The sequence below is a fragment of the Brachybacterium ginsengisoli genome (assembly GCF_002407065.1).
GTDB classification, from domain to species: domain Bacteria; phylum Actinomycetota; class Actinomycetes; order Actinomycetales; family Dermabacteraceae; genus Brachybacterium; species Brachybacterium ginsengisoli.
In genome coordinates, this window is sequence record NZ_CP023564.1 from 2,508,527 (window position 1) to 2,530,297 (window position 21,771).

15 protein-coding genes are annotated in these 21,771 nt (G+C 73.7%); 8 read left to right on the top strand and 7 right to left on the bottom strand.

Going from position 1 to position 21,771, the window contains the following annotated elements:
* Positions 1-4: 4 nt before the first annotated feature.
* A complete protein-coding gene (locus CFK41_RS11200) occupies positions 5-622 on the bottom strand; it encodes a M48 family metallopeptidase (RefSeq protein WP_096799730.1) in 618 nt (205 codons plus the stop codon).
* A gap of 538 nt (positions 623-1,160) precedes the next feature.
* Between CFK41_RS11200 and CFK41_RS17935 the strand changes: the two genes are divergently transcribed.
* Positions 1,161-1,319, top strand: coding sequence for a DUF5679 domain-containing protein (locus tag CFK41_RS17935; protein WP_010551122.1), 159 nt, complete (start codon positions 1,161-1,163; stop codon positions 1,317-1,319).
* A gap of 275 nt (positions 1,320-1,594) precedes the next feature.
* Here the strand turns inward: CFK41_RS17935 and CFK41_RS11210 are convergent, their stop codons facing one another.
* The 3 genes from CFK41_RS11210 to nudC all read right to left on the bottom strand — a co-directional run bounded on the left by CFK41_RS11210 (position 1,595) and on the right by nudC (position 5,402).
* Positions 1,595-1,837 (bottom strand): WhiB family transcriptional regulator, encoded by a 243-nt coding sequence (locus tag CFK41_RS11210; protein ID WP_321169368.1) that lies wholly within the window; start codon positions 1,835-1,837, stop codon positions 1,595-1,597.
* A 413-nt stretch (positions 1,838-2,250) separates the two neighbouring features.
* Positions 2,251-4,380, bottom strand: coding sequence for an ATP-dependent DNA helicase UvrD2 (locus CFK41_RS11215; protein ID WP_096799732.1), 2,130 nt, complete (start codon positions 4,378-4,380; stop codon positions 2,251-2,253).
* 104 nt (positions 4,381-4,484) lie between these two features.
* Positions 4,485-5,402: an NAD(+) diphosphatase gene (gene nudC, locus CFK41_RS11220; RefSeq protein WP_096799733.1), complete on the bottom strand. Its 918-nt coding sequence runs from the start codon at positions 5,400-5,402 to the stop codon at positions 4,485-4,487.
* 48 nt (positions 5,403-5,450) lie between these two features.
* Between nudC and CFK41_RS11225 the strand changes: the two genes are divergently transcribed.
* Positions 5,451-6,416, top strand: coding sequence for a phosphotransferase (locus CFK41_RS11225; protein WP_096799734.1), 966 nt, complete (start codon positions 5,451-5,453; stop codon positions 6,414-6,416).
* 22 nt (positions 6,417-6,438) lie between these two features.
* Here the strand turns inward: CFK41_RS11225 and CFK41_RS11230 are convergent, their stop codons facing one another.
* Entirely contained in the window at positions 6,439-9,735 is a 3,297-nt protein-coding gene (locus tag CFK41_RS11230) for an ATP-dependent helicase (protein ID WP_096799735.1), read from the bottom strand.
* Complete coding sequence (locus CFK41_RS11235; protein WP_096799736.1) at positions 9,732-12,941, bottom strand: UrvD/REP family ATP-dependent DNA helicase; 3,210 nt, start codon at positions 12,939-12,941, stop codon at positions 9,732-9,734. The genes CFK41_RS11230 and CFK41_RS11235 overlap by 4 nt, the downstream gene beginning before the upstream one ends.
* 189 nt (positions 12,942-13,130) lie before the next feature.
* On the opposite strand from CFK41_RS11235, the gene CFK41_RS11240 reads away from it, so the two are divergent.
* From CFK41_RS11240 to CFK41_RS11255, 4 genes are all read left to right on the top strand, one after another.
* Positions 13,131-13,769, top strand: a complete 639-nt coding sequence (locus CFK41_RS11240; protein WP_227873052.1) for a TetR/AcrR family transcriptional regulator — start codon at positions 13,131-13,133, stop codon at positions 13,767-13,769.
* 57 nt (positions 13,770-13,826) lie between these two features.
* On the top strand, positions 13,827-14,048 hold the full coding sequence (locus CFK41_RS11245) for a DUF3107 domain-containing protein (protein WP_096799738.1): 222 nt from the start codon (positions 13,827-13,829) through the stop codon (positions 14,046-14,048).
* Between the two features lie 16 nt (positions 14,049-14,064).
* Positions 14,065-15,843, top strand: a complete 1,779-nt coding sequence (locus CFK41_RS11250) for a metallophosphoesterase family protein (RefSeq protein ID WP_151904739.1) — start codon at positions 14,065-14,067, stop codon at positions 15,841-15,843.
* A gap of 121 nt (positions 15,844-15,964) precedes the next feature.
* Complete coding sequence (locus CFK41_RS11255) at positions 15,965-17,818, top strand: DEAD/DEAH box helicase (RefSeq protein ID WP_096799739.1); 1,854 nt, start codon at positions 15,965-15,967, stop codon at positions 17,816-17,818.
* 119 nt (positions 17,819-17,937) lie between these two features.
* Here CFK41_RS11255 and CFK41_RS11260 read toward each other — a convergent pair whose 3' ends face one another.
* The gene (locus CFK41_RS11260; RefSeq protein WP_096799740.1) at positions 17,938-18,822 is read right to left on the bottom strand and encodes a PHP domain-containing protein; all 885 of its coding nucleotides are present in this window, start codon (positions 18,820-18,822) and stop codon (positions 17,938-17,940) included.
* Between the two features lie 37 nt (positions 18,823-18,859).
* Here CFK41_RS11260 and CFK41_RS11265 point away from each other — a divergent pair, with 37 nt between their 5' ends.
* Together CFK41_RS11265 and CFK41_RS11270 are read left to right on the top strand one after the other, a co-directional pair.
* The gene (locus tag CFK41_RS11265; protein ID WP_151904740.1) at positions 18,860-20,434 is read left to right on the top strand and encodes an aminopeptidase P family protein; all 1,575 of its coding nucleotides are present in this window, start codon (positions 18,860-18,862) and stop codon (positions 20,432-20,434) included.
* Positions 20,431-21,771 carry a magnesium transporter MgtE N-terminal domain-containing protein gene (locus CFK41_RS11270; RefSeq protein ID WP_227873053.1) on the top strand — a complete coding sequence of 447 codons (1,341 nt, stop codon included), beginning with the start codon at positions 20,431-20,433 and terminating at the stop codon, positions 21,769-21,771. The genes CFK41_RS11265 and CFK41_RS11270 overlap by 4 nt, the downstream gene beginning before the upstream one ends.

Below are 21,771 nucleotides of genomic sequence, written 5' to 3' on the forward strand. Positions count from 1 at the left end.
GCTCTCAGTCGGTCGCTGCGCCCACGTCCTCTGCGCCGTCGGCCGCGGCGCCGTCGTCCACGTCTCCGCCGCCCTTAGGGAGGTGCTTGGACCAGGAGACGCCGTCGAGGAAGCCCTGTGCCTTCTCCGCCTGCGGATAGTTCGCCATGAGCGCCCGGAACTCGGGTCCGTGCCCCGGAACCAGCAGATGGACCAGCTCATGCATCATCACCGAACGCACCACGTAGTCCGGCATGCCCTGGAGCTGATGGGACAGGCGGATCGTCCCGTCGCTCGGCGTGCAGGAGCCCCAGCGCTGGTTCTGTCGCGAGGACCAGGTCACCGAGGAGGGATGCGCCCGCCCGCCGAGGTGGGCCTCGCTCACCTCCCGCGCCATCCGCAGCAGCGTCTCGTCGCTGCGGCGCGCCGGTGCCCGCCGAGCCTCCTTGCTGACCAGCTGGTCGACCATCTTGGTCACCCACTGGCGCTCCTGGCGCGCGCTGAAGGTCGCCGGGATCGCGATCAGCAGATCGCCGTCCCGGCGCGAGATCGACACGGTGCGTCGTCGACGCGCGCTGCGCCGTACCAGCACCCGCTCCCCGCGCGGGCCGGTGATGTTCTCGTGCAGGACCGGATCGTTCATGGACCACAGCCTCGCACGTGCTGTGGACAGAAAATCTTCGTCCACATGTGTGCATCGCATCAGGGCCGATCAGAGCGCTGTGACCGGCAGATCCGTCCCTTCCTCCACAGTGTGCGCACGCTCGTGGACAGTCTGTCCACAGTAGGAGGACGGTTGTCCACAGCCGGTCCCCGACCGGACTTTGACCCGCCGTGTCCGCAGGGGCTAGGTTTCCCTCCACGTGGGATCCCGGGATAACTAGCAGGACGCACACGGGGAAGGTGCGCGTGGTGCTGAGCGCCCCCGGGATTCCACGGCCCTTCGAGGCCTGACGGCGCCTTCGGGGCCTGTGATGTCGGCTCGTCGCGCGCACTTCCTCGGCTCCTCATGGAGCTCCCCAGCACCCGAAGCGCGCGACGGGCCGCCCCGAACAGACCACATCGACGGTCCCTGATTCGTGCGGCGAGTTCCCGCCCCGTTACAGTGGATCGATCCCAGTGGCGCGGCACCCGCCGCGCGTCCGGGAATGCACATCATCGACAAGCTACGAGGAGCGGATATGGCCGACGAGACCTATGCCGGAGAGTTCTACTGCGTCAAGTGCCGTGAGAAGCGGGAGGCCGAGGGCAACGTCGTCGTCTCCAACGGCCGTCGCATGGCCAAGGCCGTGTGCCCGGAGTGCGGCACCAAGCTGAACCGGATCCTCGGCAAGGCCTGACCCACCCCAGGTGGGGCCCGACCACGGGCCGCATCGTCGAAGGCCCCGGACCGCATGGTCCGGGGCCTTCGACGTGCCTCGGGCTCCGCACGGGCCCGGACGGGCATCGAGATCGGGATCCGCCACCTCTTCCCCGGGGGAAGCTGTGCTGGGTCCCGATCTCGATCTCTCGCGGGGCCGTGCGGGGCCGGTGAGGTCGGCGGATGGGTGAGGATCGCTGCGGAGCACCCGGTGGGAGGCCGGGAGCCGGTGTGCCGCCAGGGGCACGGGCCGGCTCACGCGACCTCCTGCACCGGGTTCTTGCGGGGCCGGCCGCGGCCCCGCTTGACCGCGATGATGCGGCCGGAGTCGAAGATCGCTCCTCCCCACACGCCCCAGGGCTCGGCCCGGTCGAGAGCACCCTGTCGGCACTCGTCGATGAGCGGGCAGCCTGCGCACAGGGACTTGGCCTGCTCGAGGTCCGTGGGTCGCTCGGAGAAGAAGAGGTCTGCGGCCTCCGTGTCATGGCACGGGAGCATGGACGCGGAGGTCTCCGCGGGGTTCAGGAAAGTTGTCAGAAGAGTAGTCATCGTCTCGCTGCTTCGAAGTCCGTCGGGAGGGACATGCCCGTCAGGGCGGGGGCGCGGCGGCGGTGCCGGCACCCGAAGCGAGGGAGGACCTCGTCAGCTCAGGATGGACACCGCGGGGGCAGAGCCCCGTTCACGCTGCAGAAGGGACTGCGCGCCGAAGGGGCGCAGGCCTGCTCCTGCGAGATTCCGAATATCGATCACTGAGGCCACCCCCTTTCATCTGCGCGCGTCCCGGTGTCCCGGACCACGACTGTGGACGATTGACGAGAGTGACTCTACACGGGTTCCGCGGAACGCAAAAGTATTTTTTGACCTGCAGTTTCGAGGGAAGTTCTCCCGACGTTCCCCCTCGGTCGACGCCGTCAGACCCCGCGCTGGTCGGCGCCCAGGAGCTCGAGCAGCTCGGCGCCGTAGCTGGCGACCTTGCCCGGGCCGATCCCCGGGACCTCGAGCAGCTCCTGCTCGGTGCGCGGGGCGCGCTCGGCGACCGCCTCCAGGGCGGCGTCGGTGAGCACGGCGTAGGGCGGCGTCCCACGACGGCTCGCCTGCTCGCGCCGCCAGGTGCGCAGGGCGGTGAGCAGTCCCTCCCCCGCGGCCGAGGGGCATCCCTCGTGGCGGCCCAGGCGCTGCTCCTTCGGGGCGACCAGTCCCTGCCCGCACACGCGGCACTCCGAGTAGACGGTCGCGGAGCGGCGGCCGGTGCGGCGCGGCCCGGCTCCGGGAGCGGTCCTCGGCGCATCGGGGTGGGCGAGGACCCCGTCGAGGAAGCGGGAGGCCTTGCGCGACCCCCGGGCGCCCGGGGTGCGGGCGACGGACCAGCTCACGGTGAGCAGGTCGCGCGCCCGGGTCAGGGCGACGTAGAACAGCCGTCGCTCCTCCTCGACCTCGGCGGGGGTCTTCGCCATCGAGATCGGCAGCAGCCCGTCGCTGGCGCCGATCACGTACACCACCGGCCACTCCAGGCCCTTGGCGGCGTGGACCGAGGCCAGGGTGACGCCGTCGACGACCGGCGCGGCCTGCGACTCGGCGCGCTCCTCGAGCTCGCGGACCACGTCGGTGACGGTGGTGCCGGGGCGCGCGGTGATGGTGTCGGTGAGACCCACCAGGGCGTTCAGCGAGTCCCAGCGGTCACGGACCGCGCCGGTGGTCTCCGGCGCGGTGGGCGACCAGCCCTGCTGGGAGAGGATGTCGCGCACCGCACGGGCCGGGTCGAGCTGCTCGACGCGCGCCGCGGCGCGGAGCGAGACCATGGCGCGGCGCACCTCCTGGCGCTCGAAGAAGCGGTCGCCGCCCCGCACCAGATAGCCGATGCCGCGGAAGGTCAGCGCCTGCTCGACGGCCTCGGACTGGCTGTTGGTGCGGAACAGGACCGCGATCTCGGAGGCGGAACGGCCCTCCGCCACCAGCGCGGCGATCCGTTCGGCGATGCCGTCGGCCTCGGCGGGGTCGTCGGGGAAGGACTCCACCAGCGGCGGCGGGCCGGGCTCCCGCTGCGAGTGCAGGGTGAGCCGGGTCTCCCGGGTGCGGCCCTGGGCGCCGTCCAGGACGGTGTTGGCCATCCGCACGATCTCCGGGGTGGAGCGGTAGTTGCGCTCGAGGCGGATGGTGCGGGCCCGCTTGAACTCCTTGCGGAAGTCCAGCAGGTAGGAGGCGCGGGCGCCGGCGAAGGTGTAGATGGTCTGGGCGGCGTCGCCGACCACGCAGAGGTCGTCCGAGGTGCCCAGCCAGAGCCGCAGCAGAGCATGCTGGAGCGCGGAGACGTCCTGGTACTCGTCCACGACGAAGTGCTTGTACTGGCCGCGCACCTCGCGGGCGACGTCGGACCGCTCGGTGAGGAAGCCGACCATGTGCAGCAGCACGTCCTCGAAGTCGATGACCCCGCGCTCCTTCTTCACCTCCTCGTACTGGGTGAGGATCCGGGAGATGGAGCGGGAGTCGAAGCCGGCGACGCCCGGCCGACGGGCCTTCTGCGCGGCCTCCGGATAGGACTCGGGGGTGAGCATCGAGACGCGGGACCACTCGACCTCGGAGACGATGTCGCGCAGCGCCGCCCGGTCCACGCTCAGGTGGAGGCGCTGGCACGCCTCGCCGATGCCCGCGAACTTGTTCGTCAGCAGCTCGGGCATCGGGCCGCCCACCACGCGCGGCCAGAAGTGGCGCAGCTGCCGCAGCGCGGCGGCGTGGAAGGTGCGGGCCTGGACCGCGGGCACGCCGAGGTCCCGCAGCCGCGAGCGCATCTCCGCCGCCGCCTTCGCGGTGAAGGTCACCGCGAGCACATGGCGCGGGTTCATCTGCCCCGTCGCGACGCCGTAGGCGATGCGGTGGGTGATGGCGCGGGTCTTGCCGGTGCCGGCGCCCGCGAGCACGCACAGCGGGCTTCCGAAGCTGCGTGCGACCTCGCGCTGCTCGGGATCGAGCGCGGCGAGCAGCGACTCCGCGTCCTGCGGGGCGGAGTCGGGTGCGGCGTCGGGGTCAGCGCTGTGGTCGGTCATCACCGATCATCCTGCCAGGAGGGTGGGACGGCCCGCGGACCGCTGTGGACGGCGGGTGCCGCACGCCACCTCGCCCCCGCCCGCCGCGCCCCGGCGCGGGGGCCTCAGCGCTGCGCCGAGCGGCCGAACCAGTCATCGATCAGGGCGCGCCCCATCGAGGCGGGCCCGGGCAGCGCGATCTCGTCGGCCTCGAGCGCCGCGGCGAGGTCCTCCCGGCTGTACCAGCGGGCCTCGGCGATCTCCTCCTCCTGCAGGGTGAGCTCACCGGCCCCGGGCGCCCAGGCCCGGTAGCCGAGCATGAGCGAGCGCGGGAAGGGCCAGGGCTGGCTGCCCACGTACTCGACCTCCTCGACCACGACGCCCACCTCCTCGGCGACCTCTCGGGCCACGGCGTTCTCCAGGCTCTCCCCGGGCTCGACGAAACCGGCCAGGACGGAGTGGAAGCGGCTCGGGAAGTGGGCGTTGCGGGCCAGCAGCAGGCGGTCCTGCCCGTCGCGCACCGCCATGATCACCGCGGCGTCGGTGCGGGGGAACTGCTCGATGCCGTCCTCGCGGCAGCGCAGCACCCAGCCGGCCATCTCCGCCTCGAGCGCCCCGCCGCACTGCGGGCAGTGGCGCATCGAACGGTGCCAGAAGCCCATCGCGACCGCGGCCGCCGCGAGGTCCGCATCGCTGTGGGCCAGCAGATCGGCGACCTGCCGGAGCTCGCGCAGATCCCGTCCGGGGACATCGATCTCGGGGCTCGGCTCCTCGATCTCGACGGCCAGGACCCGCATCCCGTCGCGGCGGCCCAGGAGCACGAGCGGCTGCCGGGTGCCGTCGCGGGGGTCCTCCTCCTCGAGCACCGCGCGCAAGGTGCCGTCCTCGTCCTCGCGCAGGCAGACGGCGCCCGCCCTGGTGACCAGGTAGCGGGCGTCCTCGCCGGGCGCGACGGCCCCCGGGTCGTCGCGCAGGAGCGCGTCCCGATCGGAGCCGAGGACGGTGAGAGGGGTGCTGAGATGAGGGCCACGGAGCTTCGCCATGCTCCGAGCCTACGCGGAGGGGCCCTGCTCTCCGGGTACGGTGGACGCGTGCATCGCAACTCGTACTCCCTGGCTGCCCTCGCCGCGGCGGCGGTCCCCGGCCTGGTCCCCGCGAGGACCATGCCGATCGCCGTTCCGTCCGAGGACCTCGACGTCGCCGGCATCGTGGGAGAGGACGGCCGACGGGTGATGGTCCTCTCCCCCGCCTCGACCGCGGCCGGTGTCCGCCTCGAGCGCGACCTCAAGGTCGCCGACGCCCTCAGCGGCACCTCGCTGCGCAGCGTGATCCCGCCCGTCCTGGGCTTCGTGAAGCTCTCCGAGGGCGGGCGCTGCGCCGTGACGGAGGCCCCCGTCGGCCGCCCGCTCATGCTGGATGATCTCGCCGGCTCCCCCGATCTCGCCCGCTCGCTGGGAACGATCCTCGCCCGGATCCACACCGTCCCGCGCTACGCCGCGGAGGCGGCCGGGGTGGAGTCCTTCACCCCGGAGGCGATGCATGCCGCGCACCGCGCCCGCGTCGAGACCGTCACCGCCGCGGGGCACCTGCCCGCCGCGGTCGCCCAGCGCTGGCAGGCGCTCCTCGAGGACCAGGAGCTGTGGGACATCACCCCGCAGTTCGTGCACGGCGACCTCTCCGAGGAGAGCCTGTTCACGGCGGACCACCAGGTCAGCGCGATCCGCGACTGGTCCTCCTCGACGGTGGGCGATGCCGCCTCCGATCTGGCCTGGCTGATCTCCTCGCTGGACCCGGAGCGCTTCGACGATCTCTACTCCGCCTACCGCGAGGAGCTCCCCACCTCGACGCATCCGCGGCTGATGGAGCGCGCGCAGGCGCTCGGCGAGTTCGCCGTGGCCGAGTGGCTCGCCCACGGCCTCGAGGTCGAGGACGAGGACATCGTCGCCGACGCCCGCGGCATGATCGCGGACCTCGATGCGGATCTCGCCCAGCTCGCCCGCGACGAGGCCGAGCGCGCCTACGAGGAGATGAGCTCCCGGGAGGACGGGCCCGCCTGAGCCCTGCCCGTCACCGCGCCGCTCACCCCTCGGTGAGCATCTGTGCGATGCGCTCGCGCGAGGGATGCCGGCGCACCTCGTGGGTGACCCCGTCGGCCACGAAGTGGAAGGCGGTGCGGATCCTCGCGAGCGGCAGTCCCGTGCGCTCGTGCCAGGCGAGCCGGTAGAGCGAGAGCTGCAGGGCGCGCTCGCGCAGCTGCGCCGGGCGGGGGACCCGGCCGGTCTTCCAGTCCACGATGATCACACCCTCGCCGCCGTCGGTCCCCTCCGGATCGGCGAAGACCGCATCGATGACGCCGCGCACGGCGATCTCGCCGAGCCGGGTGCGGACCTCCTGCTCGACCGCGATCGGCGAGCGGTCCGCCCACTCCGAGGCGGCGAAGGCCTCCCGCAGCGCACGATGATCGGCCTCGGCCTCCTCCTCGATGCCGTCGTCGAGCAGGTCCTCGAGATCCAGCAGGGTCGCGCTGTCGAAGCGGGACTCCAGCCAGGCGTGGAAGGCGGTGCCGCGGGCGGCGGCCGCGGAGGGCTGCCGTGGCAGCGGGCGCAGCAGATCCAGCGCGGCGGCCCGCGGGGAGCGCGCCTGGTGCACGACCTGCGAGGCGGAGAGCCTCGGCGGCGAGTGCACGAGCGGCGGAGCGGCCTGCTGCTCGAGGTCCTCGACGGCGCGGCGCACCAGCTCCGCCAGCTCGGGATCGACCGGGACGCCGTCCTGCCCGGCGATCTCCTCGAGCAGGGCGGCGGCCCGGGCGCGCTCGTGCTCCGGCTCCCCCGGGGCCGGCGGCCACTGCGCCTGGGGACGCTCGCTCTCCAGCGGGTTCTGCTCGGGGACCTCCTGGACGGTGCGGAAGGGCTCGGGCACCAGCTCGGCGACCTCGGTGAGATACCGGGAGCGGGGCCGGGCCGAGCTCAGCCCGCTGCGCCAGGCGGCCGAGGTCAGCAGCAGTCGCCGACGCGCCCGGGTCACGGCGACGTACATCAGCCGACGGTCCTCCCGCAGCGACTCCTCGCCCTGGGCGAAGCGGTAGTCCTGGATCAGGGCCTCGGCGTCGACCTGGGTGTCGGCCTCGGCCCAGGCCAGCTCCGGCAGGGTGTCGGCGTCGCCGCGCAGGGCGGTGGGCACCGCGGCGGAGGCGAGCTTCCCGAGCCATCCGTCGGCCGGGACCCGCACGCGCCCGGCCTCGTCGGTCTTCGCGCGGCGCAGGTCGTAGGAGGGGACGGTGCCCTCGGTGAGCCCGGCGACGGCGACCAGGTCCCACTCCAGGCCCTTGGCCGAGTGCATGGTGACGATCGTGATCGCGGCGGGATCGTGCGCGGCCTCCGGAGCGGCGGTCACGGCGAGCCCGGCCTCCTCGTCCTCGCTGATCTCGAGCAGATCGAGGTAGGCGCCGAGGCCGCCGCGACGGGCGGTGCGGTCGAAGGCGGCGGCGTGGTCGCGGAAGGCCTCGAGATCGGCGAGCGCCCGTGATCCGGGATCCCGTTCCAGCAGAGCCAGATCCACCTCGAGCAGCCGGGTCGCGGCCGTGACGAGGTCGGGCAGGGGCAGCGGCAGCAGGCGGCGCATCTCGCGCAGGATCTGCTGGACCTGGAGCAGCCGCTCCCGGCCCGTGGCGCTCAGACTGCGCCCGGAGGGGTCGGTCCAGTCCGCGGGCGGGAGGTCGTCGACCGCATCGACGAGGGAGACCGTCTCCGCCTCGTCCTGGCCTCCCGGCGCCGCGCCCTCCCGGCGCAGGCGCGAGCCCATCCGATCCCGCCAGCGGCCCAGCACGGCCAGGTCGCTCGCGCCGAGACGGACCCGGGGACCGGTGAGCAGCCGCATCAGGGCATCGCCGCGGCCGGGGTCGTGGGCGCACTCCAGCACGGCGCGGACGTCGGCCACCTCGGGACGATGCAGAAGGCCTCCGAGACCCACGACCGCGACCGCGAGTCCGCTCTCCTCGAGCCCCTCGACCAGGGCAGGGATCTGTCGGCGTGCGCGCACCAGCACGGCGGCCGTGGCCGGGGCCGCGCCCTCCTCCTGCTCGGCGCGGCGGTCGAGGATCCAGCGACCGATCGCGAGGGCCTCGGCGTGCTCATCGGCCGCCTCGATCGTCTCGCAGGCGCCCTCCCCCGCACCGGGACGGGGAGTCAGCTCGGGGATGCTCACCCCCGCGCCGGCGCTGCGCAGTGGACCGGCGAGCCGGTTCGCGACGGCGAGGACCGCCTCGTCGTTGCGCCAGGAGGTGGACAGGGTGCGCTGCAGCACCGGGCTCCCCGGGGTCGCGAAGGACTCCGCGAAGCCGGCGAGGGAGGCGGCCGAGGCACCGCGCCAGCCGTAGATCGCCTGCTGCGGATCACCGACGGCGCAGGCGGCGTGGCCGGGGCCGAACAGGTCGGTGAGCATCTGCAGCTGGGCGACGGAGGTGTCCTGGAACTCGTCCAGCAGCACCACCCGGTGCATCCGTCGGGCCAGGTCGCTCGCGGCCGGCACCTCGCGCGCCACCCGGGCGGCGAGGGAGACCTGGTCGGCGAAGTCGAGGGCGGAGGACTCGGTGCGGATCTCGGCGAAGCGCTCCAGCAGCGGGAGCAGCGCGAGTCGTGACTCGAGCGCCCCGAGCACGGCGGCGACGTCCTTCGGCGTGGTGCGGCGCCGCCCCTCGACCTGGAGCGGGATCTGGGAGAGGTGGTCGCGGATCCCCCGGAGGTGGGCCTCCAGCTGCACGGGGGTGACGAGGTGGTCGGCGAGGGAGGAGGTGAGGGAGAGCAGGGCCGCGGTGAGGGTGGCCGGGGAGGCCTCGAGGTCGAGCGAGTCGTCCCAGCCCTCGACGATCTCGTGGGCGAGCTGCCAGGAGGCGGAGGTGGACATCATGGTCAGCTCGGGGTCGATGCCGACGGCGAGCGCATGCTCGCGCACGAGGTCCAGGGCGAAGCCGTTGTAGGTGTGGACCAGGGGGCGCTGGCCGACCAGGTCGTCGCCGCCGCGCTCGAGCCCGCGGGGCAGTGCGAGGCCCTCCGCGCGCAGCGCCGCGGCGAGGGTGCCGAGGCGCGCCCCGATCCGCTCGGCGAGCTCATGGGCCGCCTTGCGGGTGAAGGTGAGGCCGAGGACCTGGCGGGGTTCGACGATGCCGTTGGCGATCAGCCACACCACACGGGAGGCCATGGTCTCGGTCTTCCCGGAGCCGGCGCCCGCCACCACCAGCATGGGGGCGAGCGGCGCCTCGATGACGGCGGTCTGCTCCGCGGTGGGCGGTGGCTGCTCGAGCAGCGCGGCCAGGCGGGCGGCGGAGTGCTCGTGCCGGCTGGGCGCCGAGGACGGGGACGAGGATGCGGACGGGTTCACAGCTGGTCTCCTTCGGGCTGCAGGGGGCAGCTGCTGCGCACGGCGCAATGGGTGCAGTGGGCGTTGACCCGGGCGATGACCGCGGATCCGGAGACATCGCGGGAGACTCCCTGGACGAGGTCGTCGAACCACTCGGGATCCTCGGCCCGCTGCAGGGCGCCCTGGGTGCGCACCGCGGCCTTCCTGGCCCCGGTGCCGACGTACACCAGCTGGGCGCCGTTCAGGCGTTCGGGGGCGTCGGCGCCGAGCTCCTCCTCGAGCGCCCCCTCCCGCACCGCGGCCTGGTACGCCGCCAGCTGCAGATCCTGCTCGGCGCTCTTGGCGCTCTTCGCGGCGCGCCCCGTCTTGAGGTCCACCACGCGCAGCCCGGTGGGATCGCCCTCGATGCGGTCGATGCTGCCTCGGAGCCGGACGCGGCCGAGCTCGACCTCGAAGGGCGCCTCGACGGCGAGCGGCTCCCCGGCGCCGCGCAGGTGCTCGGCCAGGAGGCGGGCGGCGTCCTCGGCGCGGCGCACGCGGCGCCTGCCGGACCAGGTCTCGGTGCCGGGCACGGTGCGCAGGAGGGTGTGCAGCTCCTCGAGGAGGTCCGCACCGTCCTCCGGTCCCCGCGGGTGGATCTGTGCGAGGTGGTGCAGAGCGGTGCCGATGAGCTGGGCGGGGCCGCCGCTGCGGGTGCCTCCGGCGCGCTCCATCAGCCAGGACTGCGGGCAGTCCACGGCGCGCTCGAGGGCGGAGGGCGAGAGACGGATCGCCGTCCCCTCCTCGTGGAGCGGAGCGGTGGAGCTGGGCTCCTGGTGGTACCAGCGGGCGGGATCGGTCCCGGGGGCCCCGGCCCGTCCGAGCGCGTCGAGGGCCAGGGCCGCGTCGTGGGCGAGGGCCGGGTCGTCCTCGCGCAGACGTCGGCGCAGGGCAGCGACCAGACGGCGGGCGTCCGGGGCGGGGCCGGGATCGCGGCGCAGGGTCTCGAGGTCGATCCACGGCTCGGCGGACCGATCGGCGAGCTCGGCGAGGGCGTCGAAGAGGGCGGAGGGCTCGGAGCGGTCGTCCTGGACGGCGGTGACGAGCACCCGGTGCCGGGCGCGGGCGAGGGCGCTGACCGCGAGGCGGAGCTCGTCGGCGATGACCTGCTCGCGCTGGAGGGCTCGCACCGCCTCCGTCTCGAGCGGGATCTCGGCGCCGGGCCGCGCACCGGCGCAGAGGGACAGCTCGGCGGCGCCGAACAGTGTCGAGCGCAGGCGGAGGTCCGGCCAGGCGCCCTCCTGGAGGCGGGCGATGACCACGGTGTCGCGGTGCTCGCCCGCGAGATGGGCGGGGGTGAGCACGGCGATGCGGCCGCGGGCGGCGGCGGCCGGGGCGAGGGTGTCCTCGACCACCGCCTGGGAGCGGACCTGCTCGACGAGGTCGAGGGCCCCGGCGCCCGGCCGACGGTCCGCGAGCCGTTCGGCGGCCGCGAACAGCTCCAGCAGGGCGTCCAGCCGGGAGGCGGCGAGGCGGGCGCGGGCGCCGTCCACGTCCCCGGGCGCCCCCAGGGCCGCCCGCCGCCAACCTCCGGCCAGACCCGAGGCGTCCCAGGCCTGCCAGAGCACCAGCTGCGCGTCGGCGTCGCGGTGCGCGCGCACCGCGGCGATCATGTCCCGCACCCTGTGCACCGGGGCGGCGGCACGGTCGCGGGCGTCCGGGGCGGGCAGCCCGGGGGCCTCGGGCTCGACGAGGGCCCGGGCGAGCAGCTGCTCGCTGGTGGTGATGCTGTCGGGCTCGGCGGCGCGATGGGCGGCGAGCAGCAGACGGCGGATCCGGCGCAGGCGGAGCGTGTCGGCGTCGCCGAAGGGGCCGCGGAGCAGCTCGGTCGCGAGACGGGCGTCCAGCGGCGCGCCCTCGGGAGCCAGGCCGATCTCGAGGATGCTCAGCAGGTCGGCGATGGCGGGGACCTCGCGCAGCGGCTGAGGGCGGTGCGGCACCCGGACCGGCAGGCCGGTGCGGGAGAGCAGATCGGCGACGTCCGCGACCGCGGCACCGGAACGGCACACCACCGCCATGTCGTCATAGGCGACCGCCTCGCGGTGGTGGAGGTCGCGCAGCGCGGACCCGATCAGCCGGGCCTCGTCCAGCGGGTCCTGGGCACGCAGCGCCACCACGCCGTCCGGCGCTGCGCCCGGGACGGGCCCGTGCTCGGCGGGCGTGCGCGGCCGACGCGAGGCGGCCGGGGCACCGGCCAGGGGCAGGCGCCCGCGCAGCGCGTCGACCGCGGCGGTGAGCTCCTCGCCCTGCGCATGGGCCCCCGTGAGCAGCAGGTCGCCCACCGGCCGCGGGAGCGCGGCGCGCAACCGGTCCGCGGCATCGGGCAGGGCGCCGCGGAAGGTGTCGACCGCGGCGTCCGGGCAGCTGCACACCATCACCCGCGCGCCGGCCTGGGCGAGCGCCGCGACCAGATCCACGCCTGCGGCGGTGAGATCCTGGGCGTCGTCCACGACCACGGCGCGGAAGGGCGGCGGCGTCGCCGGGTCGGCGAGCAGCCCCACCGCCCGCCGCACCAGCGCGCCGGAGTCGAGGCGGGGTCCGGCGTCCAGGGCCGCGGAGGCCTCGAGGTCGAGCACGCCGAGGTAGTCGCGCAGGAGGGCGGCGGCGTCGCGCCAGGCGGGTCGGTGCCGCTCGTGGCCGAGCGCCTCGAGCGCGGCGGGAGCCAGGCCGAGCTCCGCCGCCCGGGTGATCAGGTCGCGCAGCTCGGTGCGGAACCCGGGCAGCGATCGGGCACCGGGATCGGCCTCGAGGTGCCAGGTCTCGCGCTGGGCGATCAGCTCCGAGAGCAGCGCGTCCTGCTCGGCACCCGTGACCAGGGTCGGCTCCCCCAGCCCGCGGCGCAGCGCGTCGGCGCGCGCGATGGCGTGCCCGAGAGCCGGTGGAGTCATGGCGCGCGCCTCCCCCGTCCCACGGACGGCCAGGGCATCGCGCAGGCGACCGGCGGCGGCGCGGCGCGGCGCCAGCAGCAGCGTGCCCGGCCCGGAGAGCTCGGCGGCGGTCAGGGCGAGCGCGGTGCGACCGCTGCCGGGACCTCCGTGGACGATCACGTCGCCGCCGGCGAGGAAGCGGTCCAGGGCCGCGCGCTGCCCGGCGTCCAGCTGCTCGGCGGGGAGGAGGGCGGGCAGCGCCGCGAGGTCGGGTCCGAGCAGACGGATCCCCTCGCCCGTGATCGTGCCCGTCCGTCGCATGCCCCTATTCCACCTCACCGCACCGACAGAGGCGGGCAGGTGCCGTCGCGGAGCGCGGCGGTAGAGTGTCCCGGATCACGGGTCACCGGCCGCTGCTCCGCGCGAGCACCTGCAGCCGTCGGCCCCGCTGTTGTTCCCCTGCCCCTGGAGTCGGAGGTCGAGACCGTGTCCACGCCATCCACGGCGCGAATGCCGCGCGCACAGCGACGTGCGCAGCTGCTCGAGCTCGCCACGAAGGTGTTCACCGCCAAGGGCTTCCAGTCCACCTCGATGGACGACATCGCCGCCGCCGCCGGCGTCACCAAGCCCGTTCTCTACCAGCACTTCGACTCGAAGGAGTCGCTGTACGTCGAGGTGCTGGACATCATCGCCGCCTCGATGATCGCCGAGGTCCGCACGATCGGCGAGGGCACCGGGGACACGATGGTCCGCGTGCGCGCCGGCCTGCACCGCTTCTACGAGTTCGTCGCGCTGGACAACTCCCTGCGCCTCTTCACCGGCAGCGAGATGATCTCCGACGCCGTGCAGGAGAAGGTGGTGACCGTGCTGGACCGGATGGCGGTCGAGCTGGCCGGGGTGCTCACCGCGACGCGGCACATCGGCGCCGAGGAGTCCCGGGTGCTGGGGCGCGGCGTCATCGCCGTCACCCAGACCACCGCGCAGCTGCTCCAGGCCGCCTCCGACGAGGCCGAGCGGGAGGCGATCCTCGACACTATGACCACCTCCGTCGTGCACGGGCTGACCGGGTTCTCGCCCCGGGCGGACTCCCCTCTCGCCGGAGTTGTGCTGGGGGCGGACGACGCCTCGAGGCCGGTCTCCGACGCGTAGACTTCCGGCAGCACAGCAACGGACGTCCCGCCCCCTGGGCGGAGAGAAGGTCAGGTCATGGAGATCCGAATCGGCATCCAGCACTCCCCGCGCGAGATCGTGATCGAGTCCGAGGAGACGTCCGACGCCCTGATCGAGCGGCTCAGCACCGCGATCGGCGACGGCGCCCCGGTCACCCTGGTCGACGACAAGGGCCGCACCGTGCTGGTCCCCGGCGCGAAGGTCGCCTACGTCGAGGTCTCCACCGAGGAGCCCCGGCGCGTCGGCTTCCTCGGCTGAGTCCCGGGACTCCGCGGTGTCCCCCGACGACGACCGCCCTGCCCGCGACGCGGAGGGCGCGGACGCCGCAGGGGATGCCGTGCCCGAGGCACCGGAGGCCTCTGCCGCGCAGGCGGCCGTCCCGCATCGAGGGCTCCGTCGCCGTCGGCAGGGCCGCCAGCGGCTGCTGCACGTCGCCACCACCACGGTCGTGGCGGTGCTCGGCGCGATCGTCGGCCTGCTGCTGGTCCCCGACACGACCGTCGAGGTCGGCCCGTTGACGGCGAGCGTCCACCTGCGCCCCTCCCTCTCCTCCGAGACGGTGCTCCTGCTCCCGCCCGTGGGCCAGGTCGCCTTCGACTCGCACACCGCGCCGGTGCGCATCGAGGCGCGCATCAAGGGCGTCGACGTCGAGAAGGCCGAGGCCCTGTTCTACGCGGACTCCGGCTTCGCCGAGCTGCAGAGCTCCGCCCCGGAGACCATCGCCGCCGCCGCGGCGAAGAACGCGGCGCTGAACGCCCTGTTCGCCGCCCTCGGGGCCGGTCTCGCCGTGGGGCTCACCTTCCGTCGGGTCCGTCGCGCCCTGGTCGCAGGAGGCGGCGCCGTCGCCGTCGTAGGAGCGTCGGTGGCCGCGACCTCCGCGACCTTCTCCGCCGAGTCGCTGAGCCAGCCGAGGTTCGAGGGGCTGCTCTCCCAGGCGGCGTACATCGCGGATCTCGGCCAGGGCAAGGCCATCGACTACCAGAGCTACCGCGCCACCCTCGCGGAGTTCGTCGGCCAGGTCTCCGCGCTGTACATCGCCGCGGACTCCCTCCCGGTGGGCCTGGACCAGGAGAACCTGATCACCGTCCTGCACGTCTCGGACATCCATGACAACCCGCAGGCCTACGACGTCATCGATCAGCTGCACACCCAGTTCGCGATCGACGCGGTCATCGACACCGGCGACATCATCTCCTGGGGCACCCCGGTGGAGAACGAGCTGCTGCACCGCATCGGCACCCTCGACGTGCCCTACGTCTACATCAGCGGCAACCATGACGGCGCCGCGGCGGCCGCGACGATCGAGGACCAGCCCAATGCCACCGTGGTCGACAACGAGGTGGTCGAGGTCGCGGGCCTGCGCATCGCCGGCATCGGCGATCCCCGCTTCGCGGCCGACGACGACTCCGACGCCGGCGGCTGGCGCGAGGGCGACGAGGCGGTGGACGCCAGCGTCTTCCAGCTCGGGGACACCATCCAGGCGTACGACGCGACGCACCCCGAGGAGCCGGTGGACATCGCCCTGGTCCACGACCCGACCCAGCCGGAGGGGCTCCTGGGCCGCACCCCGCTGGTGATGTCCGGGCACATGCACACCTCGAAGGTCGAGCTGGACCGCGAGGGATCCGGCACCGACTGGCTCACCGTCGGCTCGACCGGCGGGGCGCTCGCCTCGGGCGGGGTGCAGCCGGTCCTCCGGGGAGAGGCGCCCCTGGACCTCACCGCACGGATGCTCTATTTCGACAAGGAGACCCGCCGGCTGGTCGCCTACGACGACATCGTCATGGGCGGGCTCGGCCTGGTGTCGGTCTCGATCGCCCGCACGCAGATGCCCGAGGAGGCGCCGGTGCTCGAGATCCCTGACAGCGCCGAGACGCCGGAGGGCACCATCCCGCCGGAGCAGGAGGTCGCCCCGGGCGAGGGCCTGCCGGACGAGGACCGCGTCACCCCCACCGACCCCGTCAGCCCGCCGCCCGAGACCGACGGTCCCGCCCCCTCGGACAGCGGCGGCGGAGCAGGCGGGGGCGGAGGAAGCGACGGCGGAGGCGGCTGAGGTCGCGCCGCGGACGGTCGCTCCCGCAGGGGCCGTGGTCACCTTCTGCCCGCTCCGGCCCGTGGGATGCGGGCCTGGAGGCTACGATGGCCGTGCATATCCATGACCAGAGAGTTGAACGGTGCCTGAATCCACCCCGCACACCGATGAGGCCGTGTCGGCCTCCCCTGCCGTCGAGCTGAGCTCCGGCACCCCTGCATCGCCCGAGCCCGAGAAGACCTTCGCCGACTTCGACGTCCGCACGGACATCGTCGAGGCACTGGCCGCCAAGGGCATCACCACCCCCTTCCCGATCCAGTCGATGACGCTGCCGGTCGCCCTGCGCGGCCGCGACATCATCGGGCAGGCCAAGACCGGAACCGGCAAGACGCTCGGCTTCGGCATCCCGCTGCTGCAGAACTCCGTCGCGCCGGGCGAGCCGAACCCCCAGAACCGTCAGATCGGCAAGCCGCAAGCGCTCGTGGTGCTCCCCACCCGTGAGCTCGCGGTGCAGGTCGCCCAGGATCTCGAGACCGCCTCGGCGAAGCGTCCGATCCGGATCCTCACCGTCTACGGCGGCCGCGCCTACGAGCCGCAGATCGAGGCGCTCGAGAAGGGCGTCGAGGTGGTCGTCGGCACCCCGGGGCGCCTCATCGACCTGATGCGCCAGAAGTACCTGGACCTGTCCCAGGTACGCACCGCGGTGCTCGACGAGGCCGACGAGATGCTCGACCTCGGCTTCCTCGAGGACATCGAGAAGCTGCTCCAGGCGGTTCCCGAGAACCGGCAGACCATGCTGTTCTCCGCCACCATGCCGGGTCCGATCATGGCCCTGGCGCGCCGCTTCATGAAGCAGCCCACGCACATCCGGGCTCACGACCCGGGCGACGGCGCCCGCACCAAGGCCGACATCAAGCAGGTCGTCTACCGCGCCCACCAGCTCGACAAGATCGAGGTGATGGCCCGCATCCTGCAGGCCCGCGGCCGTGGTCTGTCGATCATCTTCATGCGCACGAAGCGCCAGGCCGACCGCGTCGCCGGGGACCTCGCCGATCGCGGCTTCGCGGCCGCGCCGCTGCACGGCGATCTCAGCCAGGGCGCCCGCGAGCAGGCGCTGCGCGCCTTCCGCAACGGCAAGGTCGACGTGCTGGTGGCGACCGACGTCGCCGCCCGCGGCATCGACGTCACCGACGTCACCCACGTCGTGAACTGGAACTGCCCGGACGACGACAAGACCTACCTCCACCGCACCGGCCGCACGGGCCGCGCTGGCAAGAAGGGCACCGCGATCACCTTCGTGGACTGGGAGGACCTCGCGCGCTGGGCGCTTATCGCCCGACAGCTGGGGCTGAAGTCCACCGAGGCCGTGGAGACGTACTCCACCTCCGAGCACCTCTTCGCCGAGCTCGACATCCCCACCGAGTCCAAGGGCACCCTGCCCAAGGACAAGCGCACGCGCGAGGGCCTGGACGCCGAGGAGATCGAGGACCTGGGCGGTCCGGACGGCGCACGCGGCGGGCGCGAGAGCTCCCGCGGCGAGCGTGATCGCGGCGGCCGGGGTCGTCGCGAGGGCGAGAGCGGCGGCCGAGGTGGCCGCGGCGAGCGCAGTGAGCGCGGCGAGCGTGGTGGCTCCCGCGGGCGGAAGGACGGCGGACGGCGGGGCGAGCGTCAGGACGCCGCGGAGAGCACCTTCACCGCCCCGGCCGAGGGCACCGGGCCCGTCGCCGAGGAGAGCACGGGCGAGCGTCCCCGACGCAGCCGCTCGCGCTCCCGCACCCGCCGGGTGGGCGGCGACGTGGTCTCGAGCGACGAGGGCCGCGCGGCGGAGTCGACCGGCGATCGCTCGGGCTCGGGCGAGGCGCAGGGCGAGCGGAAGGACCGACGCGAGGGCGGAGAGTCCTCGGGCGAGGGACGGCCGCGTCGGCGCCGTTCCCGCGGCGGCCGCGGCCGCTCCGGCGGATCGTCCCCGCAGGAATCGGCCTCCCAGGAGAGCTGACCTCCACCACCTCGTCGACCGTTGCACCGTCGGCGTTCTGATCGCTCAGGACGCCGACAGCGCAACGGTCGACGTCGTTCCGAGGCCGGTGGCGTCGGGGCGCGGGGGCAGAGACCGGCTCAGGGGCGCAGGATGCGCGTGGCGCTCGTGGCCCGGGCCGCGATCTCCTCGAGCACCTCCGGCGCGGTGAGGTTCTCCGCCAGGCGGTTCTCCTTGCCGGTGCCGTGGAAGTCGCTGCCGCCGGTGATCAGCAGCTCGTGACGGCGCGCGAACTCCCGCAGCCGGATCCGCTCCTGATCGTCGTGCTCGCGGTGATCGACCTCGATGCCGTCCAGACCGGTCGCGACCAGCTCCTCGAGGAGGTCCAGCGGGAGGTCGTCGTCCCGGGTCACGGATCCCGGGTGGGCGAGCACCGAGATGCCGCCGGCCGCTCGGATCGCACGCACCGCGGACTGCGGCGAGGGCGCGTAATAGGGGACGTAGTACGGGCCCGAGGGCCGCAGGATCTCCGTGAAGGCCTCCGAGCGGTCGCGGACCACCCCGGCCTCGACCAGGGCATCGGCGATGTGGGGCCTGCCGATCACGGTGCTCTCCCCCGCCACCTGCGCCTCCACGTCCTCCCAGCGGACCGGGTGGTCCGAGGAGATCAGGTCCACCATGGCCCGTGCACGATCCGCCCGCGAGCTGCGGGCCCGGGCCATCTCGGCCGCCAGCTCGGTGTCCGGCGAGGGATCCACGAGCAGGGCCAGCAGATGCACGCTGCGGCCGTCGGCCTCGCTGGAGACCTCGATGCCGGGGACCGCGGCGACCCCGCTGGCGGCGACGGCGTCGGCGAGCTCGGGCCAGCCGGTGACGGTGTCGTGGTCGGTCAGCGCCAGCACGTCGAGCCCCGCGGCCGCGGCCTGCGCGAACAGCTCCGGGACGCCCGTGGTCCCGTCGGACCATGTGCTGTGCGCATGCAGGTCGATCCGCGGGGCGACGTCGGCGTCAGTCCTCTCACTCATAGTCCCAGGGTAGACCGCGCCATGAGACGATCGGGGGGTGAGCACCGAGAACAAGACGTCGCAGAACAGTTCGGCCCCGAGCAGCACCGCCGGGGGTGCCGATCCGGAGGGCGGCGAGCGCCTGAAGGACCTCGCCTCACGCGGGGACTCCCGTTCGCAGCGCCCCAGCAGCGAGGCGTTCCGCGAGTTCATCTCCTCCGGCTGGGACGAGACGGTCCCCGACGCCGAGCGCCGCGAGGCGGCCGACCTCACCCCTGATCGCCGTGACGCGCTGGTGCGGCGTCTGCCCGCCACGCGGTTCGTGCTGCCCGCCGGTGTGCTCAAGGTGCGCTCGAACGACACCGACTACCCGTTCCGCCCGGACACCGCCTTCGCGTACTACTCGGGGCTGGGCACCGACGAGGAGCCGGACAGCGTGCTCGTCATCGAGCCCTCCGCACAGGATGCGCAGCGTGCCGAGGCGACGTACTTCTTCCGCCCGCGCGCCGGCTTCGACACCAGCGAGTTCTATGCCGACGCCCGCTACGGCGAGATGTGGGTGGGGCGACGTCCCACCGTCGACGAGGCCTCGCAGCGCCTCGGCATCGAGGTGCGCCACATCGACGAGCTCCGCGACCACCTCGCCAAGGACGTCGGCGCCCAGCTCTCGCTGAGCGTCATGCCGGCCGTGGACGCCTCGGTCGAGGCGATGGTCCAGGAGATCCGCTCCCAGAACGGGCTGCCCGGCGGGGACGAGGCCGCTGCGGAGCAGGCCGCCCTCAAGGAGGCCGCGAGCGAGCAGCGCCTGGTCAAGGACGAGTACGAGATCCGCCAGATGCGCCGGGCCGTCGACGCGACCCTCAAGGGCTTCGAGGACGTGGTGCGGAACCTGCCGCGCGCCGTCGGCCACCCGCGCGGCGAGCGGGTCATCGAGGGCGTCTTCGCGGCCACCGCCCGGGCCGACGGCAACGGCGTCGGCTACGACACCATCGCCGCCGCCGGCGACCATGCCTGCACCCTGCACTGGACCCGCAACAACGGTGTGGTCCGGGCCGAGGAGATGGTGCTGATCGACGCCGGGGTCGAGATCGACTCGCTGTACACGGCCGACATCACCCGCACCCTGCCGGTCTCGGGCACCTTCTCCCCCGCCCAGCGGAAGATCTACGACGCCGTGCTCGAGGCCTCCGACGCCGCCTTCGCGGTCGCCCGGCCCGGTCTGCGCTTCCGCGACCTGCACACCGCCGCGATGGAGGTGCTCGCGCGCCGCCTCGAGGAGTGGGGCCTGCTGCCCGGCACCGCCGAGGAGTCCCTCGCCGAGGACGGCCAGTGGCATCGTCGCTGGATGCCGCACGGCACCAGCCACCACCTCGGCCTGGACGTCCACGACTGCGCCCAGGCGCGCCGCGAGATGTACCTGGACGCGGAGCTGGAGCCGGGGATGGTCTTCACCATCGAGCCCGGTCTCTACTTCAAGGAGAACGACCTGCTGGTGCCCGAGGAGCTGCGCGGCAACGGCGTGCGCATCGAGGACGACGTGCTGGTGACGGCAGACGGCGTCGAGAACCTCTCGGCAGCCGCACCGCGCCGCGCCGAGGACGTCGAGCGCTGGATGATCGAGCTGCAGCGGTGAGCACCACCGCGCCGCCGCGCTTCTACGCGGCACGACTGGCCGGCACCGCCGTCTTCGACCCGATCGGGGACATGGTGGCGACGGTCCGCGACGTGGTGGTGGTGCCCCAGGCCCGCACCAGCGCGCGGGCCGTGGGCCTGGTCGTCGAGGTCGGCGCGAAGCGTCGCGTGTTCCTGCCGATCACCCGGGTCACCTCGATCTCCCCGGGCCAGGTGATCTCCACCGGGGTGCTCAACGTGCGCCGCTTCGAGAAGCGCACCGGCGAGCTGCTCGTGATCGGCGACCTGCTGGATCGGGCGGTGACGCTCGAGGACGGCAGCGGCGAGGCGACGGTGCTGGACATCGCCCTGGATCAGGACCGCCACCGGGACTGGAACGTGTCCCGGCTGCACCTGCGCCGCCAGCGCCGCGGCGGCTCGCTGAGCCGTCTGGTCTCCCGGGGCGAGACGGTCACCGTCGAGCCCGAGGGCGTCGCCGGCCTGTACGGCACGCAGGCCGAGCAGTCCGCGCACCTGCTGGCCGCGTCGTACCAGGACCTGAACCCGGCCGACCTCGCGGAGATCATCCAGGAGCTCGAGCCCAAGCGGCGCATCGAGCTCGCCGGCGACCTGGCCGACGAGCGCCTCGCCGACGTCCTCGAGGAGCTGCCCGAGGACGTCCGGGTGGAGGTCGTCACCGGCCTCGACGCCACCCGCGCCGCGGACATCCTCGATGCGATGGATCCCGACGACGCCGCGGACCTCGTCCAGGAGCTTCCCGAGAAGGTCGCCGCCCATCTGCTGACCCTGATGGAGCCGGAGGAGGCGGAGGACGTGCGCCGCCTGCTCGCGTACGACGAGTACACCGCCGGCGGCATGATGACCACCGAGCCGCTGATCGTGGCCCCGGAGACGCCGGTCGCCCACTGCCTGGCGATGATCAGCCGCGAGGCGATCCACGCCGCGCTCGCCTCGACCGTGCACGTGTGCCGGTCGCCGCTCGAGACCCCCACCGGGAAGCTGCTGGGGATCGTCCACTTCCAGCAGCTGCTGCGGGAGCGGCCCGACCGCCCCGTGGGCGAGATCCTGGACCAGGACAAGGTCTCGGTCGGCCCCACCGCACCGCTGTCCACGGTGACCCGGGAGATGGCCACCTACAACCTCGTCTCGATCCCCGTGGTCGACGACGACGGGCGCCTGCTGGGCGCGGTGACCGTCGACGACGTGCTGGACCACGTGCTGCCCGATGACTGGCGCGAGCAGGACGAGGCGCCCACGACCACCGGCCAGATCGACCTCTCGGAGATCGCCCGGGCCACCTCCCGGGATGCCGGGGACGACGCCACGACGGAGGGGTGA

What these genes read in the sequence shown, in the direction of transcription:
- CFK41_RS11240 (WP_227873052.1), top strand. Translation starts at nt 13,131, where the DNA reads ATGCCGCGCGCACAGCGACGTGCGCAGCTGCTCGAGCTCGCCACGAAG.
- CFK41_RS11215 (WP_096799732.1), bottom strand. Translation starts at nt 4,380, where the DNA reads ATGACCGACCACAGCGCTGACCCCGACGCCGCACCCGACTCCGCCCCG.
- CFK41_RS11245 (WP_096799738.1), top strand. Translation starts at nt 13,827, where the DNA reads ATGGAGATCCGAATCGGCATCCAGCACTCCCCGCGCGAGATCGTGATC.
- CFK41_RS11210 (WP_321169368.1), bottom strand. Translation starts at nt 1,837, where the DNA reads ATGCTCCCGTGCCATGACACGGAGGCCGCAGACCTCTTCTTCTCCGAG.
- CFK41_RS17935 (WP_010551122.1), top strand. Translation starts at nt 1,161, where the DNA reads ATGGCCGACGAGACCTATGCCGGAGAGTTCTACTGCGTCAAGTGCCGT.
- CFK41_RS11260 (WP_096799740.1), bottom strand. Translation starts at nt 18,822, where the DNA reads ATGAGTGAGAGGACTGACGCCGACGTCGCCCCGCGGATCGACCTGCAT.
- nudC (WP_096799733.1), bottom strand. Translation starts at nt 5,402, where the DNA reads ATGGCGAAGCTCCGTGGCCCTCATCTCAGCACCCCTCTCACCGTCCTC.
- CFK41_RS11200 (WP_096799730.1), bottom strand. Translation starts at nt 622, where the DNA reads ATGAACGATCCGGTCCTGCACGAGAACATCACCGGCCCGCGCGGGGAG.
- CFK41_RS11235 (WP_096799736.1), bottom strand. Translation starts at nt 12,941, where the DNA reads ATGCGACGGACGGGCACGATCACGGGCGAGGGGATCCGTCTGCTCGGA.